The organism is Sphingomonas sp., from assembly GCF_019242355.1.
Taxonomy (GTDB): Bacteria; Pseudomonadota; Alphaproteobacteria; order Sphingomonadales; family Sphingomonadaceae; genus Sphingomicrobium.
The window spans coordinates 1-17,571 of sequence record NZ_JAFAVR010000121.1; the positions used below are offsets into that span (position 1 = coordinate 1).

Annotated in this window: 12 protein-coding genes and 1 rRNA gene; 6 read left to right on the plus strand and 7 right to left on the minus strand. The window is 65.6% G+C overall.

The window, feature by feature from the left end; all coding sequences use genetic code 11:
• Window positions 1-137 (minus strand): 16S ribosomal RNA (locus tag JOZ79_RS05730); the annotation flags it as partial.
• A gap of 535 nt (window positions 138-672) precedes the next feature.
• Entirely contained in the window at window positions 673-1,101 is a 429-nt protein-coding gene (locus JOZ79_RS05735) for a CBS domain-containing protein (protein ID WP_294071813.1), read from the minus strand.
• Window positions 1,102-1,215: 114 nt separating this feature from the next.
• On the opposite strand from JOZ79_RS05735, the gene JOZ79_RS05740 reads away from it, so the two are divergent.
• Window positions 1,216-1,593 carry an acyl-CoA thioesterase gene (locus tag JOZ79_RS05740; RefSeq protein WP_294071845.1) on the plus strand — a complete coding sequence of 126 codons (378 nt, stop codon included), beginning with the start codon at window positions 1,216-1,218 and terminating at the stop codon, window positions 1,591-1,593.
• Between the two features lie 12 nt (window positions 1,594-1,605).
• Here the strand turns inward: JOZ79_RS05740 and JOZ79_RS05745 are convergent, their stop codons facing one another.
• The 5 genes from JOZ79_RS05745 to JOZ79_RS05765 form a co-directional block, all read right to left on the minus strand.
• Window positions 1,606-2,283 (minus strand): DUF4167 domain-containing protein, encoded by a 678-nt coding sequence (locus tag JOZ79_RS05745; protein ID WP_294071816.1) that lies wholly within the window; start codon window positions 2,281-2,283, stop codon window positions 1,606-1,608.
• Window positions 2,284-2,514: 231 nt separating this feature from the next.
• Window positions 2,515-3,342, minus strand: a complete 828-nt coding sequence (gene prmC, locus JOZ79_RS05750; RefSeq protein WP_294071818.1) for a peptide chain release factor N(5)-glutamine methyltransferase — start codon at window positions 3,340-3,342, stop codon at window positions 2,515-2,517.
• On the minus strand, window positions 3,339-4,424 hold the full coding sequence (gene prfA, locus JOZ79_RS05755) for a peptide chain release factor 1 (RefSeq protein WP_294071821.1): 1,086 nt from the start codon (window positions 4,422-4,424) through the stop codon (window positions 3,339-3,341). Before prfA ends, prmC begins: the two co-directional genes overlap by 4 nt.
• Entirely contained in the window at window positions 4,421-5,659 is a 1,239-nt protein-coding gene (gene hisS / locus JOZ79_RS05760) for a histidine--tRNA ligase (RefSeq protein ID WP_294071824.1), read from the minus strand. Before hisS ends, prfA begins: the two co-directional genes overlap by 4 nt.
• A 36-nt stretch (window positions 5,660-5,695) precedes the next feature.
• A complete protein-coding gene (locus JOZ79_RS05765; protein ID WP_294071827.1) occupies window positions 5,696-8,425 on the minus strand; it encodes a TonB-dependent receptor in 2,730 nt (909 codons plus the stop codon).
• Window positions 8,426-8,600: 175 nt separating this feature from the next.
• Here JOZ79_RS05765 and JOZ79_RS05770 point away from each other — a divergent pair, with 175 nt between their 5' ends.
• The 5 genes from JOZ79_RS05770 to JOZ79_RS05790 all read left to right on the plus strand — a co-directional run.
• Window positions 8,601-10,529 carry a PDZ domain-containing protein gene (locus JOZ79_RS05770; RefSeq protein WP_294071830.1) on the plus strand — a complete coding sequence of 643 codons (1,929 nt, stop codon included), beginning with the start codon at window positions 8,601-8,603 and terminating at the stop codon, window positions 10,527-10,529.
• A gap of 63 nt (window positions 10,530-10,592) precedes the next feature.
• On the plus strand, window positions 10,593-11,435 hold the full coding sequence (locus tag JOZ79_RS05775) for a helix-turn-helix transcriptional regulator (protein ID WP_294071833.1): 843 nt from the start codon (window positions 10,593-10,595) through the stop codon (window positions 11,433-11,435).
• A gap of 19 nt (window positions 11,436-11,454) precedes the next feature.
• Window positions 11,455-13,485 carry an outer membrane beta-barrel family protein gene (locus tag JOZ79_RS05780; protein ID WP_294071836.1) on the plus strand — a complete coding sequence of 677 codons (2,031 nt, stop codon included), beginning with the start codon at window positions 11,455-11,457 and terminating at the stop codon, window positions 13,483-13,485.
• Window positions 13,486-13,596: 111 nt separating this feature from the next.
• On the plus strand, window positions 13,597-14,472 hold the full coding sequence (locus JOZ79_RS05785; protein WP_294071839.1) for an ABC transporter ATP-binding protein: 876 nt from the start codon (window positions 13,597-13,599) through the stop codon (window positions 14,470-14,472).
• A 13-nt stretch (window positions 14,473-14,485) separates the two neighbouring features.
• On the plus strand, window positions 14,486-17,571 hold a 3,086-nt coding region (locus JOZ79_RS05790), incomplete at its 3' end, for an aminopeptidase (RefSeq protein ID WP_294071842.1).

A 17,571-nucleotide genomic window follows, 5' to 3' on the forward strand; every position in this document is an offset into this window, starting at 1 on the left:
GAGTTATTCCGTACCAGAGGGCAGATTCCCACGCGTTACGCACCCGTGCGCCACTAAGGCCGAAGCCTTCGTTCGACTTGCATGTGTTAGGCATGCCGCCAGCGTTCGTTCTGAGCCAGAATCAAACTCTCAAGTTGATGTACGATCGAACCCCCGCTGGAATAAGCGAGAGCAAGACCGGCATCTCCGGGAGCCGTTCCTGCACAAATATACAAACTGGTGTGTTTGCGTATGAGGACATCTGGCGTTCTCGCCGGAGCAAGCTCCAACGGTTGGCCATTAAGGAACGGCTTGAATTTGACCGATCATCCGACGCCCAGAGGTCGTCAGAGACCGGGCCGCCGCCCACATGTCCCTTCATCTAAACCGACAATGTCAAAGAGCCGACGCGCTTCCTCGCCCGGTATTTTGGTTCCGGGCATCGGTTGAACCGACGAAGAAGAGGCGCGAAACGAACGCTGGCCTTTCGGAGAAGGCCGCGTCCGCCGCTGAGGGGGCATATATGGGGCACCCTCGAACGCGTCAACGGCTTTTTGCAAATTTGTTGCGGAAGTCCGTTTCGGCAGCTCCAGCACCCGTTTGAGGCGCTCTCGCTTGAACTCCAGATAAGACCTCGCGGCCCTCCTTCAACCCCTGTAAGTTGCTGATACGAACGAACTTTTGGCAGCGGCGTCAGGCGGTCTGGATATAGGCCCGCATCGCCTCCGCCTCTTCCTCAATCAGCTCCATCCGGTACTTCACCAGGTCGCCGATCGACACGATCCCGCGAACCTCCCCCGATTCGATGACCGGCAGATGCCGAATCCGCCGCTTGGTCATCAGCGCCAGGGCGGCGATCACGTCCGTCTTGAGGTCGGCGGTGATCGCAGGCGAGGTCATCACGCGCTCGACGGGCCACTCGAGGACCGAGGGGCCATGCTCCCGCAGGCAGTAGATCACGTCCCGCTCGGAGAAGATGCCGACGATCCGCCCACTCTCGATCACCGGCAGCGCGCCGATCCTCTTCTCTCCCAGCCGTCGCACCGCCTCGCCGACGGTGGCGTCAGCCGCGATCGTCTCGACCGCATTGCCCTTATCGTTGAGAACTGCCGCGATGGTCATGGCTGGTCCCTTTCCCGGACTCGGCGTCCGGCTTGATAGTCCCACTTCGCGCGGCCAAAGGAAAGCATGCCCGCCGGCGAGCCGGCGACCGTGACTGACGAGGACGACAAGAGAATGAGCGAAACCCCGCGCGATCCGATCCTGCGCGTCGTGCCCGGCCCGACCGACATCAACGCCAACGGCCACATCTTCGGGGGCTGGGTGCTGAGCCAGATGGACATCGCAGCCGGCATTGTCGCCTCGCGCCGCGCCAGGGGGCCCGTCGCCACCGTTGCGATCGAGGCCATGGAGTTCATCGCACCGATCCACGTGCGCGACGTCATCTCCGTATTCGCGGTCATCGAGCGGGTCGGCCGCACGTCGATGGGCGTCAGGATCGAGGTCGTCGCCACCCGCGACCTCGGCACGACCGAAGTCAAGGTTACCGAAGGCCTGTTCACCTTCGTCGCGCTAGATGCGGACAACCGTCCGCGGGCCGTACAACCGGCCTAGGGCACAGCAGGCTCAGGCGGCCGGCGCGACCTCGTCGTCCTCCGGGGGACGGGAAGCGCGGGTTCGGCGGCGCGGGCGCGGCGCAATCTCATCGTCAGCCGGAAGCGCAGTCACATTGTCCGCGCCGATCGCTGGCGGAAGCACGTCGGCAATCCCGCCATTGCCATTCGCGCGCTGGCTTCCATCCTCGTCATCGGAATCGCGCTCGTCGCGGACGAAACGCTGACGCTCACGCCTCGCCGGGCGCTCGCCGCGCTCCTGGCGATTGCCGCGATCCGGACGCTCGCCCCGCTCCTGGCGGTCCCCGGTCTGGCGGTCCTGGCGGTCGACGCGATCCTGCCGGTCATTGCGCTCTGAACGCTCGTCCTCGCCGTCACCCGCCTCGAGCATCTCTTCGTCGCCATCCTCGTCGTCGAGGTCGTCGTCGCGCGAGCGGCGCTGGTCCTCGAACCGCGAGCGGCTCTCGCTCAGCACGCGGAAATAATGGTCCGCATACTGAAGGTAATATTCGGTCTGGACCCGATCGCCGGCGAGCTGGGCATCCCGCGCCATGCTCTTGTACTTCTCGAGCAGCTGGGCGGCGTTGCCGCGCTGGCGATTGTCCTGGCGGTTCCCCGGCTGTCCGCCGAGATTCTGTCCCCGCTGTCCCCCACGGCCACGCCTGCGGCCGTTCTGACGATTATTGATCAAATGCCACCGTCCTTACGCAGTGTCTCAAGCCCCCTGTCCCTCAGGCAGTCAGGGCAGCGCTCCCAGCGGGAGGCTGGCTCCTGACCCTCTCGTTCCGGTCTGCGCCTGAGCGCCTATCGAACGGCCGATTGCGTCGGGGGTCGGAACGGGAAGCGCTCGGCAGCTGATCTGGAGCGGCCCGGTCCTGGCACTGATGTAATGCGCGCAAGTCTTTCTGCCAAGTGAATTTGTTCAAATCCAGGTTAACAGCAGCGCGCGGTCGCGGCCACCAAGGTCCTGGGCGACGCGAGCACCGAGACCGTCACGCGCCAGCAAGGCGACCACGGCATTTGCTTGCGACGGCCCGATCTCGACCGCTGCAAGACCGCCCGGATTGAGCAGCCCTGGCAACTGCGGCGCCAGTTCCCGGTATGCGCCGAGCCCCTCCTCGCCCGCGAACAATGCCTCGTCGGGCTCGTATTCCGCAACACCGCGGCCGAGCTCGGCACCGTCGGCGATATAGGGCGGGTTGCACAGCAGTAGATCGAAGCGCTCGGTAATTCCGGCCGCCCAGTTGCCCTGGCGAAGCGTGCTTCGATTGTCGAAGCCCAGCCGACGGGCATTCGCCGCGGCGTAGGAAAGCGCCTGGCGGGAGAGATCGATGCCGATCCCGGTCGCTTCGGGCCAGATGTCGAGTGCGGCGAGCAGTAGTGTTCCCGGCCCCGTGCCGAGGTCGAGGATTCGTCCCGGTCCCGACTTTCCCTCGAAGTGTTCGATCGCGGAACTGATCAGCACCTCGCTGTCTGGTCTCGGCACGAGCACGCCGGGCCCGACGTGCAGCTCGATGTTCCAGAATGCGCGGCGGCCGGTGATATAGGCGACGGGCTCGCCCCGCTTTCTTCGCTCGACCATGTCCCAAAAGCGCTGCGGAACGGCCCGGCTCGGCGGCGACAGGATCAATTTGTCGCGGTCAATATGCAGCGCCTCCGCCATCAGCAGCTCGGAATCGAGGCGCGCGGTGTCGCTGGTCGGTTCGAGCTGGCGCGCGGCGTCGGCCAGCGCGCGTGCGATCGCCTTCACTGCTCGTCGAGACCGGCGAGCCGCTCGGCCTCGTCTTCGGCGACCAGGGCTTCGACGATCTGGCCGAGACCGGGGCCCTCCAGGACTTCCTCGAGCTTGTGAAGTGTCAGGTTGATGCGATGGTCGGTGATGCGGCCTTGCGGGAAGTTGTAAGTGCGGATGCGTTCGGAGCGGTCGCCCGAGCCGACCATCGACTTCCGGGCGCCGGCGCGCTCGCTCGCCAGCCGCTCGCGCTCCAGCTCGAACAGGCGGGTGCGGAGCACCTTCAGCGCCTTGGCCTTGTTCTTGTGCTGCGATTTCTCATCCTGCTGGATGACCACCAGCCCGGTCGGCAAGTGCGTGATTCGCACGGCGCTGTCGGTGGTGTTGACGGACTGCCCGCCCGGCCCCGAGGAGCGATAGACGTCGATCCTCAAGTCCTTGTCGTCGATCTGGACGTCAACGTCCTCGGCCTCAGGAAGGACGGCGACGGTCGCGGCGGACGTGTGAATGCGGCCGCCGCTTTCCGTCGCGGGAACGCGCTGGACCCGATGGACCCCGCTTTCGAACTTGAGGTGGGCGAACACCCCGGCGCCGCTGATCGACGCGACCGCTTCCTTGTAGCCGCCGAGTTCGGACGCGCTGGCGGAGATCAGCTCGAACCGCCAGCCCTGCGTTTCCGCGTACCGCTGGTACATGCGCAGCAGATCGCCGGCGAACAATGCGGCCTCGTCGCCGCCGGTGCCGGCGCGGACCTCGAGCATCGCCGCGCGCTCATCGGCGGCGTCGCGAGGCAGCAGCCGCACCGCGAGCGCGCGTTCGGCAAGCGGCAGCTTGTGCCGAATCTCGTCGGCCTCGGCGGCGGCCATTTCCTTGAGCTCCGCCTCGGCGGCCGGGTCGGCGACCATACCGTTCAACACTTCGAGCTCCGCCCGTAGACGGCGCACCTCGCGTGCGGCGTTGGCGACCGGCTCGATCGCCGCATAATCCTTCGATAGCCGCACAAACTCGTCTGGCGCGAGGTTCGGCGCCGCCATCGCCGCGGCCAGCTCGTGCCGGCGGGCCTCGATCGACGCGATCCGCTCGGAGGAAATCTGGGTCATCGTCCGATCGCTTCGGCAAGGAGGTGGAGCGAAACGGCGCGCTGCTCGCCGGACATGAGGTCCTTGAGTTGGCCCTCGCCGCGATCGAGCTCTTCGTCGCCTATAATCAGCGCATAGCGAGCGCCAGACGCATTCGCGCGGCTCATCCGCTTCTTCATGTTGCCACGATACCCGAGCTCGGCAGCCACGCCGGCCGCACGCAGTCCGGCAGCAATGCGCGTCGCCTCGGCATCGGCACGATCGCCCAGCGGCACGATTGCGATGTCCGACCGTTCGGCCTTCGGCGCGTCGATCATCATCGCCAGCCGCTCGATGCCCGCGGCCCAGCCGACCGCTGGGGTATGCGGTCCGCCGAGAGCCTCGATGAGGCCGTCATATCGCCCACCGGCGAGCACCGTCCCCTGCGCGCCAAGCCGGTCGGTGACGAACTCGAACGCCGTGTGACGGTAGTAATCGAGGCCGCGCACCAGCCGGGCGTTCCGCGTCCACGCCACACCGGCCGCGTCCAGCCCCCTGGTCACCGCCTCGAAAAAGGCACCGGCTTCGGCCGACATATGCGCGTCGATGTCCGGCGCGGCGTCGGCGATCGGCCGGTCGCGCGGGTCCTTGCTGTCGAGGATCCGCAGCGGATTCTTCTCGAGCCGCGTCTGGCTGTCCTCCGAAAGGTCGCCGCGATGCTTGTCGAAATGCGCGACCAGACCCGACCGCCATGAATCGCGGGTCGCGCTGTCACCAAGCGTATTGAGCTGCAGCGTCACCCCCTCGGCAATCCCGAGCTCCCGCAGCAGCTGGTCTCCAAACGCCAGCAATTCGACATCCGCCTGCGGCTCGCCGGCGCCGATGATCTCGGCGTCGAGCTGGTGGAACTCACGGAAGCGGCCCTTCTGCGGCCGCTCGTAGCGGAAGGCCGAGCCCCAGGTTGCAACCTTCAGCGGCGCATATTGCTGCCAGCCCTCCGAAAGGTAGGCGCGGCAGATCCCGGCCGTGAACTCGGGCCGAAGGGTGATCCCCTCGCCGCCGCGGTCCTCGAACGAATACATCTCCTTGGAGACAACATCAGTGGTCTCGCCCATGGTTCGGGCGAACACGCCGGTCTGTTCGATCACCGGCACCTCGACGCGCTTGAAGCCATAGAGCCGGCGTACGCGATCGAAGGCACCGATCACCGCGTGCAGGCGGTCGGCGTCCTCTCCAAGCAGGCTTTGAGTGCCGCGAACCGGCTGAAGTGAGCTCATCGGCGCGCGCTTAAGCGGTTCGGCGTTTGGCGGCAATCAGCGGGTGCCTGCCCCCTGCTGTTGACGATCCTGGAACTGCCGCCGAAAATACGCCGGCGAGGGCAGGAACAGCTTGCGGATGCTGATCATCACCGTGCGGCCGAGGGGATCGATCAGCTGTGGCTGATAGCTGAGGGGCACGGCGCCGGAAGCGTCGCGCACGTTCGGGCGGCTGTTGAACAGGTTGGTGACCTGGAAGCGCACCTGCGTGCTGCGCAGCCACGGATGCTTGACCACGACCTCCGGAATATCGCCCGGATTCGCGAACAAGGTCAGGTTGAAGGTCGCGAGCGGCGAGAAATGCAGGTTGTCCCCAGTGAGGCTGGTGACTGTCGTCCCGCTGCGCCAGTTCGCCCCGAGACGGGCGCCGAGACCGTTGTTGAAATAGCCGGCCTGCGCCTCGACCGAGTGGCGCGGAGTGCCGCCGCTTTCCCCAGCGGCGCCGCCGTGGAGATAGTCGATCTCCTGAACGCCCGGCGCAATCGACACCTTGTCAACAAAGGTGATGGTGTCGGTCAGCGAGAATTGCAGCCGGCCGCGATTGGTGCCGCCGCGGCCACCGAAGAATCCCCCCCCGCCGCCGCGGCCGTTACCAAAGCCGCCACCGCCGAAACCGCCGAAGCCGCCGGCCGGGGAACCGCCGGGTGCCGGTCCACCCGCATCCGGCGGTGGCGGCCCGCCAGCGGGAGGCGCACCCGCTGCTGTCGGGCTACCGTCGGCATTCCGGGGCGAGCCGGGCCCCCGTGCAGCGCCGGCCGAAGGCGCACCTTGCGGCCCCGTCCTGCCAAAACCGAACTGCGCGCGCATTTGCGCGCGCATCTGGTCCATCACCGCCTGCGAGGGGCGATGCGACTTGAGCGGATGCGAGAAATCGAAGCCGACGCGGAGCGTATCGCGCTGCGAGCGGTCGAAATTCACCGGGCGCAGATCGACCTGGGTCAGCTGGCGGCGACAGTTGGTGCCTTCCGGGTCGCACACCGTGCCGTACGTGAAGCGGTCCGGGAAGGCGGACTCGATTTGCTGCGTCACCGTGATGTCGGAGATCGGCCGGGCGATCGTCTGATGGACGAAATCGGCACGGAACTTGAGGTCGGTGCTTTGCCACGGCTGCCAGTTGGTGCCGAACTTGAACACGCTGCGCCGGTCGGATTGAAGGCCCGGATTGCCGCCGGTGATCGAGGTCACAAGCACCGTCTGTCCGGTCGTGAAATCGAAGATGCGGGTGTTCGGGGTCTGGAGCACCGGATCGCCCAACTGCTGGATGGTCGGCGCGCCCTCCTCTCGCGTCCAGCTGCCGATGAAACTCAGCCGGTCGACGGGCGACATATTGAAGCCTGCGCCGAGCGTGGTCAGGGTGCCGAAATCCGATAGCTGCTGGACCTCGGCATTGGCGTTCAGGGTGAGATTACCAAGCGCGCTGAAATCACGTCCCCGGTGGGAGATGGGCAGGTCGGCGTTGATCGCTGCAGTGCCCGCCGTGCGTCCGAGCGAGGTCCTCGCCGTGGCGAGATCGCTCTCGCTGTTGAGGTGCGACGTGCTTCCGCCGACGCGGACGGTCGTGGTCGCCATCCCTCCAGGCAGCTTGAACAGGTTGCCGTTCGCCGTCGCCATGAAGTCGCTCGAAATCGTATCCTCGTGTGCGCGCAGATTGCCCTGGTCGACATTTGTCCGGGTGGTGTCGTGACCGATGTCGGCATTGCCGGTGACGCTCCAGCGCCAGTCCCACTTGTCCCAGTTGAGCGCGACGCCGGCGTGCGCCGTGTCGGACGTAGTCTTCCGGCCCAGCGCCTCGAGAAGGGTGTCGGAGAGACCGATCAACGACCGGCCGTCCGTATGCTCGACCTCCGTGTTCAAGGTCGCCGAAACATCGCCCAGCACCTGGCGGTTGAACGTCGCCCCCGCGCGAAGGTCGCGCTTGGATCCGAGCAGCGACCGCGCGGCCAATTCCTGCTCGGCAGTCGCGCCGGCGATCGGGTCCTCAGTCAGCAGGATATTGCGGTCGGACTCCCGCAGCATTCCATTGCCGGCCGCATGCAGATTGAGGGTCGTCCGGCTGTTCTTCTGAATCATCAGCCGGGTAAGGTCGCCGGTGCCAGCGGCGTAGCCTCCCTGCGTCGCGGTTGTCACGCCGACTTGGGCGGTGGTCGAGCGGAAGCGCTGTCGAAGGACGAAGTTCACCACCTTCTGGTTCGCACTGTAGCCATATTTCAGCGCGACTTCCTCGGGCAGGATGTCGACCCGCTCGATCGCTTCGGTCGGGATGTCGCGGAGCTCGCGGAAGCTGGAGATACGCTGACCGTTCAGAAGGAAAATCGGCTGCTCGCCGCCACGTCCGCGAGCGCTTCCGATCTGGGGCGCGAGCGCGTCGAGCAACTCGTCGATACTAGTCGCCCCGGTCGCCCGGACGTCGCGCGCATCCAGCGTGTTTTCGGGCGGGATATCGCCGACGACCGATCCGCGCGGCCTGCTGCCCGTGACGACAATCGCGGGAAGCGCATCGCCCTCGTCATCGGTCGTGTCGCCCGCTTCGGCATCGGCAGGCGGGGATGCCGCCGGCTGCGCCGAAGCCGGTTGCGACGGGCCCGCCAGGGCAGGCTGCGCAGGGGGCGGCTGGCTCGGCGAAGCGTCGATCGGCGATGTCGATCCCGCCGGAGGGGTCTGGGCGAGCGCCGGCGAGACGAAGGCGGCTCCGGCCAGCAGCGCGCCCAGGCTGATTGGTGAATTCATGGGCTGCCGCCTATCCCCGGCAAGTGAACGAAGGCTGACAACGCCATGTCCTTCGACAAAGTGCCGAGGAGCACCGACGAACGGCCGTGGCGAGCGCGTTGCATCGTCGGCGCATCCGTATGTAGATGTCGGCTTCGCGTCCCCTTGCCTTTCATTTCACCCGAGGAGTTGCCTGATGCGCCGAGCCGCGCTTGCACTGCTGATGATCACCGCGGCGACTTCGCCCGCAATCGGCCAGATCGTTCCGCCGCAGAACAGCAAGCCGCAGCCGACGCCCAAGGTCGACCGGATCCCGCCGGCACGCGATGTCGCCTATCCCGGCACCATCCAGCTCACCGTCGACGCGTCGGATGTGACCCGCGCCATCTTCCGCGTCCACGAGCAAGTGCCTGTTACCGGGCCCGGCGATCTCGTGCTGCTCTATCCGCAATGGCTGCCGGGCAACCATTCGCCATCCGGACAGATCAACAAGGTCGCTGGCTTCCGGGCCACCGCAGGCGGGCGCGAGCTCAACTGGACCCGGGATTCTCTCGACGTCTATGGTTTCCACGTCGCGGTTCCCGAGGGCGTGAGCGCGATCGACGTGGACTTCCAGTATCTGTCGCCGACTGCCGGCAACCAGGGCCGTGTCGTCGCAACACCCGACATGGCGAGCATCGAGTGGATCGCCAACTCGATGTATCCGGCCGGATATTTCGTCCGCGACATCCCGGTCCAGGCCTCCGTAATCGTTCCGACCGGCTGGAAGGTGGCGACCGCGCTGCGGCCGGCCGCAGAGACCGGCAACCGCATCGACTATCCGGTCACCAGCTATGAAATCCTGATGGATTCGCCGCTGATCGCCGGCGCGCATTACCGGCGCTTCCCGCTCAGCCCCGACGTCAGCCTTGACGTGATTGCCGACACCGAGGCGGAGCTTGCCGCCAAGCCCGAGCAGATCGCCGCTCACCGGCGGCTGGTCGAGCAAGCGGTAAAGGCATTCGGGGCGCAGCATTACGATCATTACGACTTCCTGTTGACGATCTCGGACGAGCTCGGCGGCGAAGGGCTGGAGCATCATCGCAGCTCCGAGGACGGCACCGATCGCGGCTATTTCACGAACTGGGACGAGCGCCTTCGGGATCGCAACCTGCTGCCGCATGAGTTCAGCCACAGCTGGGACGGCAAGTTCCGCCGCGGCGCGGACCTGTGGACACCCGACTATCGGACCAAGATGGAAGACAGCCTGTTGTGGGTCTACGAGGGGCAGACCCAGTTCTGGGGTTATGTCCTCGGCGCCCGCTCGGGGATGCTGTCGAAGCAGGACACACTTGACGCGATCGCCAGCGTGGCCGCCGGCTACAGCACCGGCACCCCGGGCCGCTCGTGGCGGGCGCTGGTCGACACGACCAACGATCCCATTATCGCTCAGCGCGCTCCGGCGCCGTGGGGAAGCTGGCAGCGCGCCGAGGATTATTACAGCGAGGGCCAGCTCATCTGGATCGACGTCGACCGGATCATCCGCGAGCAATCGGGCGGCAAGCGCTCGATCGACGATTTCGCGCGAGCCTTCTTCGGCGTGCGCGATCGCGATTACGGTGAGCTCACTTATACGTTCGACGACGTCGTCCGGACGCTGAACGCGGTCCAGCCCTACGACTGGCGCAGTTATCTGCAGCACCGGGTGTACGACATCGCCCCGCGGGCGCCGCTCGAGGGGATCACCAAGGGCGGGTATCGGCTCGTCTTCACGAGTGAGCCGACCAAGTGGATCAAGATGGCCGAGGCGCAGCGCAAGTTCAGCGATTTCACCTACTCAGGCGGATTTGCAGTCGCGCCCGACGGGCACGTGGCCAGCGTGCTGTGGGGCGGCCCGGCTTATGCTGCCGGACTCACGATCGGCAGCCAAGTGATGGCTGTGAACGGACGGACTTTTGACCCGGATGCGCTGAAGGAGGCGATCAAGGCGGCGAACGGAACCACGGCGCCGGTCGCTCTGCTGATCAAGCAGGACGACGTGTTCCGCACCGTCAATGTCGATTGGCACGGCGGACTTCGCTATCCGCGGCTGGTGAAGGCCGGGACGGGCCGGGGCACGCTCGACGCACTGCTCACGCCACGCTGAGGCGTGCAGGACCCAAGAAAATCGGGATGGTGCTGACCGCCTTCGATGCCGCATGACGGCCGGGTGGCTCTTGCGTTCAATCAGCCGATGGCATCCGACACGCTTCATCTCGATCGCTTGACGGACGCGGAGCGGCGCGTCCTGCGGATGCTTGCGGAAGGCCATACCGCGAAGAGCATCGCACGGGCGACTGGCTCGACGCCGGCTGCGGTCAACGAGCGGCTGCGGCAGGCGCGGCGCAAGACCGGGGTCGGAAGCAGCCGCGAGCTGGCGCGGCTGATCCGCTCGCAGGAATCTCGTCACGACGAAATCGGGATGGCCACGGCGCGGCGGCCCGTGGCACCGATCGCGGAACCTGCTGCCGAGCCGTTGCGGCCGCAGACGGAGGTGATCGGCATGATCGCGTTGTTCTTCGTTGCGGTTGTCGGCTCAGCCATGTTCCTCTCCCATGCGCCGGCTCCGGACAAGCAGATCGACCCGCTGCTCGGCGCGCCCATGCAAAAGGGCCCCGACCCGGCGGAGCTGCATTCGAGAGTGCGCGCGGAGGCGCGAGACCCGGCGTGGGCGCCGCGAATGGAGGCGGCGGTGCGCGCAAGACTCATGCAGGTTCCGCTGGTCGGGATCGGCGGCAATATGCTTCGAGTGATCTGCGCCACAACCATCTGCGAGGCTGGCGGCACGTTGCTGCCGCCCGCGTCGAAGGAGGAGCAGGCGGACCTGCGTTCGAGGTTCAACAGGACCGTCAGCGACTTGCAGGCGCCGCCCCTGCGCGACGATCTTGCGAAGAAAGGATTGGCCAGCGACGGTGGCTCGTTCATGGGCGGCAAAGGCAAGCCCGACCGCCTCGTGTTCCTGCTGTACTACCTGCGGACGCCTGAGCCGCCTGCGGCAGCGGCGCGCCGGTGACGGCACCCGAGCGGGGCGGATGTTTGTAGCCGATCCGCCCGCGGTCACGGCGCCGGCGCAGCGTGCCGACCAACTGGACGTGATCGAGGTCGTGGGCACCCGTCGCGGACAGGCGCTAAAGATCGATCGCCGGACCTACCAAGTGCAGCAGACGCCGCATTCGCGGCAGAAGGACGCAATTCAGCTGCTGCGCGGGCTGCCTGCGGTCACGGTCTCGCCCGACGACAGCATCGCGCTTCTGGGCAGCAGCAATGTCCGGATCTTCGTCGATGGCCGGCCCTACCTCGGCGATTCGACGCAGTTCCTGCGAACCCTCCACGGCAGCGACGTCGAGCGGATCGAGATCATGACCAATCCGTCGGCCCAATATTCCGCCGAGGGCAGCGCCGGGATCATCAACTTCGTCCTCCGAAAGACGCAGGCCCGCCGCGTGTCCGGGACGGTGAGCGGCGAGATCAGAACGCCGCCGGCTGGACACATCGAGGGAAGCGTCAAGTTCAAGAAGGGCAAATGGACGCTGGAAGTTGCCGGAGAAGCGGAGAGCGGGCGCGGCCGCTCGACCTATGGCAAGGTGCGAAGCATCGAGCGGGTACCCGGCGGGCAGGCGATCGTGGACGAAGAACGGGGCGGCGGCCCATCGCACGAGCATTCCGCGTATGGCAGTGCCAAGGTCACCTACGACATCGAACCGAAGACCAGCATTTCGGCGAATGTCATCGGGATTTCGTACAACGACAACTCGCTGAACCGCGGCCATTTCCGCGCCGTAACGCCGGACTTCGCACCGTTCGACGAGCACCAGATGTACGCGACATCCGGCGGGTTCCTGATCGGCGAGCTTGCCCTCGACCACAAGGGCTCAAGGGACGGCGAGACACTGACCGCCAGCCTCACGGCGTCGCGCAACCCAAGGCAACCGGAAACGGATTCGTCGGAGTTCAGCACCGGAGGATCCCTGTTCACCGAACGGGTGAAAGGATTTTACGAACAGAAGGGCCAGGTCGACTGGCAGCACCCCATGGGCAAGGGGCAGATCCTGTCGCTCGGCGGCGTCTGGGACCGGTCGAAGATCACCGAGCGATATCATTTCACGGGCACAGGGACGGGCGGTCTCCCGGGATTCACCGCGGCTCACCAATTCGCCGGCGTCGACGACCGGCTGTCCGCCTACGCGACCTTCCAGCAGCCGGTCGGCAGCTGGACGGTGATGCCCGGTTTGAGGATCGAACGCGACAATCGCCGCATTTCGAGCCTCGGCCACCCGGATGTGACCGTCGACCGTACCGACGTCTTTCCGACGCTGCACATCGACCATGCGCTCAGCAAGGAGATCAATCTCACGCTCAGCTACAGCAAGCGGATCGATCGACCTGAGCTCAACGAGCTAAGGCCCTATGCGGTCGTCGAGGACGTGCTCAACGTGAAGCAGGGCAACCCGCACCTGCAGAATCAGTCGACCGACGCCTATGAAGTCAACCTGCACTATCATCGGGGCAAGCTGGACGGCGGGGTCATCCTCTACGACCGCGAGACCAGTCGGCTGTGGAGCACTGCCTATACGGTGGTGGACGGGATCAACGTCTTCAGTCAGGTCAACTCAGGCCATAGCCGGGACAGCGGTGCCGAGATCGACCTCAGCACGCCGGTTGCCGGGAGGGTCAAGGTCAGCGGAAACGTGAACCTGTTCGATCAGCGCGTCCCCGTGGACAGTGCGGCCGGGCGAGCGACGGCCGAGCAATTCCGGTTCACCACCAATACGACGCTGGAATGGGACGGGCCGGACCGCGGCGACCGGCCGGGCGATGTCGCTCAACTGCAGTGGATGTACAACAGCCCGTACCGGCAGTTCGACATCCGCTATTCCGCCTGGAACTGGCTGAGCCTGTCGTACACGCACAGCTTCGGCCACACGCTGGCGCTGACGGGAACCGCCAACTACCAGTCGCTCAACCGCCATTACCTCGATGCGCCGCTGGTGCAGGAGCGCTTCTGGGTCCGGCGCCCGGTGGAGTTCAAGCTCAAGCTCCTGAAGACATTCGGCAAGCCCTAGCTGCCGGCGACCGCCGTCTGCCGGTTCATCGAACAGATGTTGGGCACTCGACCCGGCTCGCCTACCTGAAAGCTTGAACCGGGAATCATGGATTCAGGGCAAGGGGGACACATGCTCGAGATCGCCAATCTGTCGCACACCTATGCGAACGGGACCATCGCACTGGATGATGTCAGCCTGTCGATCCCGCGCGGCATGTACGGCCTGCTTGGTCCCAACGGCGCCGGCAAGTCGACCCTGATGCGGACAGTGGCAACGCTGCAGCAGCCAACCGCGGGCAGCATCCGCTTTGGCGATATCGACGTTCTTGCAAGCCCGGACGCGCTTCGACGCACGCTCGGCTACCTGCCGCAGGATTTCGGCGTCTACCCGCGGGTATCGGCCTATGCGATGCTCGACCAGATGGCGGTGCTGAAGGGCATCACCGGCAAGGGCGAGCGCAAGAGCGTCGTCGATACCTTGCTTGCCCAGACCAATCTGTGGACGGTCCGCGACAAGTCGATCGCAGGATTTTCGGGCGGGATGCGGCAGCGGTTCGGGATCGCCCAGGCTCTGATCGGCAACCCCGAACTCATCATCGTCGACGAGCCCACTGCCGGCCTCGACCCCGAAGAGCGCAACCGCTTCCTCAACCTGCTTGCCGGCATCGGCGACAATGTCGTGGTCATCCTGTCGACCCACATTGTCGACGATGTCGCCGATCTGTGCCCGCTGATGGCGGTGCTGGCGAACGGACGGGTGCAGCTGCAGGGCAAGCCGGGCGACCTCATCGCCGCGACGCGCGGCCACATCTGGCGCAAGGTGATCGACCGCAACGAGCTCGACGACTATCAGAGGCGGTTCGAGGTCATCTCGACCCGTCTGTTCGCCGGCCGCTCCGTGATCCACGTGCTCTCGGACAGCCAGCCTGAGGGGTTCGAGGCGGTCGAGGGCGGGCTCGAGGACGTCTATTTCTCGACCCTCTCCACGCTTCGCCGCGCGGCCTGAGGGGGACTGGTCCATGACCCTGGGAATTGCCGGCTTCGAGCTCCGGTACCAGCTTCGCAACCCCGTCTTCTGGGTCGCCGTCGCGATCTTCTTCCTCATGGGGTTCGCAGTCACGGCGAGCGAAAATCTTCGTATCGGGACGCCCGGCGCGGTCCATGAGAATGCGCCCTACGCGATCGCAGTCGCGACCGCGGCCTTTTCGCTTTTCTACCTGTTCGTGATCACCGCGTTCGTCGCCAACGCAATCGTCCGGGACGACAGCAGCGGCTTCGCGCCGATCGTCCGAGCGACCTCGGTTACGGGCACGCAGATCGTGATTGGGCGCTTTCTTGGCGGGCTGCTGATTGCGTGGCTCGGCTATCTTTCGGTGCCGGTCGGAATGGCGATGGGATCGATCATGCCATGGGTCGATCCGGAAACGGTCGGCCCGCAGAACATCAGCTATTACGCCTGGAACTTCGCACTGTTCGCGATCCCCAACATCTTCCTGATGAGCGCGGTACTGTTCGCACTAGCGACCGTGCTGCGGTCGATGATGGCGGCCTACATCGGCGCGATCGTGGTCGTCATGGGTTACCTCGTGACGACCAACACGCTCGCTCAGAGGATCGAACTGCGCCAGGCCGTCGCTCGCTGGGAGCCGCTCGGAACCGGAGCGCTCGCGGACGCGACCCGCTACTGGACGCAGAGCGAGATGAACAGCCGGCTGATCGAGCTTGGCGGGAGCATGTTGTTCAATCGCGCCTGGGCGATCCTGCTCGGCCTTGCCTTCCTCGGCTTCACCTTGTGGCGTTTCTCGATGACCGAGCGCGCGCCGTCGAAATGGCGGCTGAAGAGGCTCGCACGCCGGCAGGCGCGAGAAGAGCGCCTCGCCAGCGCGGCGCCGGAGCTCGGTGGCGAGGGCGTCACGGTTCGCAATCTCCATCCGTCGCGCTGGACGCAGTTCATGGCACGGCTTCGGATCGAGGTGCGGCAGGTGCTGACCAGCCCGGGCCTTAGCGTCCTGACGTTGCTTGCGATTGCATTCACGGCGTTGGTCCTGTGGGTGGCGCGCGCGCAATACGGGACGTCGGACCACCCGACGCTTGCAGCGACGATCGAGGGGGTCACCGGCGGGTCGGCCGCGTTCCTGCTGATGATCGCGACATTCTACGGCGGTGAACTCGTCTGGCGCGAACGCGACCGGAAGGTCAACGAACTCATCGACTCCACCGCCGTGCCCAGCTGGGTGATGACGGTCCCGAAGATGATCGCGATCTTCCTGGTGCTTCTGGTCGTCAATGTCGCGGCGGCGCTGACCGGTGTCGTCTATCAGCTGGTCGAAGGCGCGCACGTGCTTGGCCTTCCCCAATATGTCACCTGGTTCATTATTCCGGCGGCGATCGACGGACTCTTGATCGCGATCCTGGCGATCGCCGTGCAGGTGCTCAGCCCGAACAAGTATCTGGGCTGGGGACTCCTGCTGATCTGGTTCATCAGCGGCATCTTCCTGCGCAACATGGGCTACGGCGACCCGCTGTACATGTACGACGGGACGCCGATCGTGCCGCTGAGCGATTTTGTCGGCGTCGGCAGCTTCTGGAAGGGCGCGGCGCTGTTCCAGTTCTACTGGTTCTGCTTCGCGATCCTGCTGGCGGTTGTCGCGCACCTGCTGTGGCCCCGCGGCACCGACCTCGCGCTGCGGACGAGGCTTCGCCGCGCGCCCCGGCTGGCCTCCGGCGGCCTGCTTGCCCTGGCGGGTGTCGCCGCCGTCGCGATGGCCGCGAGCGGCGCCTATGGCTACTACAACATCAAGGTCCTCAACCGCTACCAGACGAGCGACGAGGCCGAGAAGTTCGCTGCCGACTACGAGCGCAAGTTCCTGAAATACGAGAAATTGCCGCAACCGGCGATCACCAAGGTCACGCTCGACGTGCACCTGATGCCAAGGGACCGGATGCTCGTCACCGATGGCCGGTACGACCTCGTCAACAAGACCAGTGCCCCGATCGCCGAGATCCATGTCCGCAAGGGCAGCCAGTCGACGGAATGGCTGAAGCTCGACGTCGCCGGCGCGCGCCTTGCCAGCGATGACGAGAAATTCGGCTATCGCATCTACCGGTTCGACCGGCCGCTCGCGCCGGGCGCCACGACCAGCCTCAGCTTCCGGACCCGCATCTGGCACCGCGGATTCCCGGCGTTCAGCCCGCCGACCGACGTGATCGAAAACGGCACCTTCGCGAACAATTTCGTGTTCGCGCCGATTATCGGCATGAACCGCAACAGCCTGTTGAGCGACCGCTCGCAGCGGCGTCGGCAGCACCTGCCGCCGGAGCTGCGGCCGGCGAAGCTGGAGGACCTGTCGGCGACGGGCCATAACTATCTTGCGTCGGACTGGGTGAAGTCGGACATCCGGCTGACGACCGACGCCGACCAGACGCCAATCGCGCCAGGAAGCCGGGTGTCGGACGTAACCCGGCAAGGGCGACGCTCGGCGCGCTTCATCAGCACGGCTCCCATCCTCAACTTCTTCTCGATCCAGTCGGCGAGCTACGAGGCCGCGGAACGGCTGCACAACGGCCTCAGGCTGTCGGTCTATCATGTGCCCGGTCACGACTGGAACGTCGCCAAGATCCTGCGCGCGATGGCCACCGCACTCGACTATTACCGCGTGAACTTCGGGCCCTATCAGTTCGATTACGCCCGCGTTGTCGAATTCCCCGGCTACAAGAGTTATGCGCAGGCGTTCGCGGGGACGATGCCCTATTCAGAAACGATCGGGTTCAACGCCAACACCGACGATCCCACTAAGATCGACTTCACGACCTATGTCGTCGCGCACGAAATGTCGCACCAATATTGGGGCCACCAGGTCGTCGGGGCTAACATGCAGGGCGGGACGATGCTGAGCGAGACGCTCGCCCAATATTCCGCGCTGATGGTGATGAAGCACCTCTACGGGCCCGACAAGATCCGGCGCTTCCTCAAATATGAGCTCGACAACTATTTGACGAACCGGAAGGCCGAGGCGGTCGAGGAAGTCCCTCTCGAACGGGTCGAGGACCAGGCCTATATCCACTACCGCAAGGGCGCGGTCGTCATGTACTTGCTGCAGGAGCG

Bases quoted from the DNA above. Each gene is read 5' to 3' on its own strand.
- JOZ79_RS05735 (WP_294071813.1), bottom strand. From the start codon at position 1,101: ATGACCATCGCGGCAGTTCTCAACGATAAGGGCAATGCGGTCGAGACG.
- JOZ79_RS05740 (WP_294071845.1), top strand. From the start codon at position 1,216: ATGAGCGAAACCCCGCGCGATCCGATCCTGCGCGTCGTGCCCGGCCCG.
- prfA (WP_294071821.1), bottom strand. From the start codon at position 4,424: ATGACCCAGATTTCCTCCGAGCGGATCGCGTCGATCGAGGCCCGCCGG.
- hisS (WP_294071824.1), bottom strand. From the start codon at position 5,659: ATGAGCTCACTTCAGCCGGTTCGCGGCACTCAAAGCCTGCTTGGAGAG.
- JOZ79_RS05765 (WP_294071827.1), bottom strand. From the start codon at position 8,425: ATGAATTCACCAATCAGCCTGGGCGCGCTGCTGGCCGGAGCCGCCTTC.
- JOZ79_RS05770 (WP_294071830.1), top strand. From the start codon at position 8,601: ATGCGCCGAGCCGCGCTTGCACTGCTGATGATCACCGCGGCGACTTCG.
- JOZ79_RS05780 (WP_294071836.1), top strand. From the start codon at position 11,455: ATGTTTGTAGCCGATCCGCCCGCGGTCACGGCGCCGGCGCAGCGTGCC.
- JOZ79_RS05785 (WP_294071839.1), top strand. From the start codon at position 13,597: ATGCTCGAGATCGCCAATCTGTCGCACACCTATGCGAACGGGACCATC.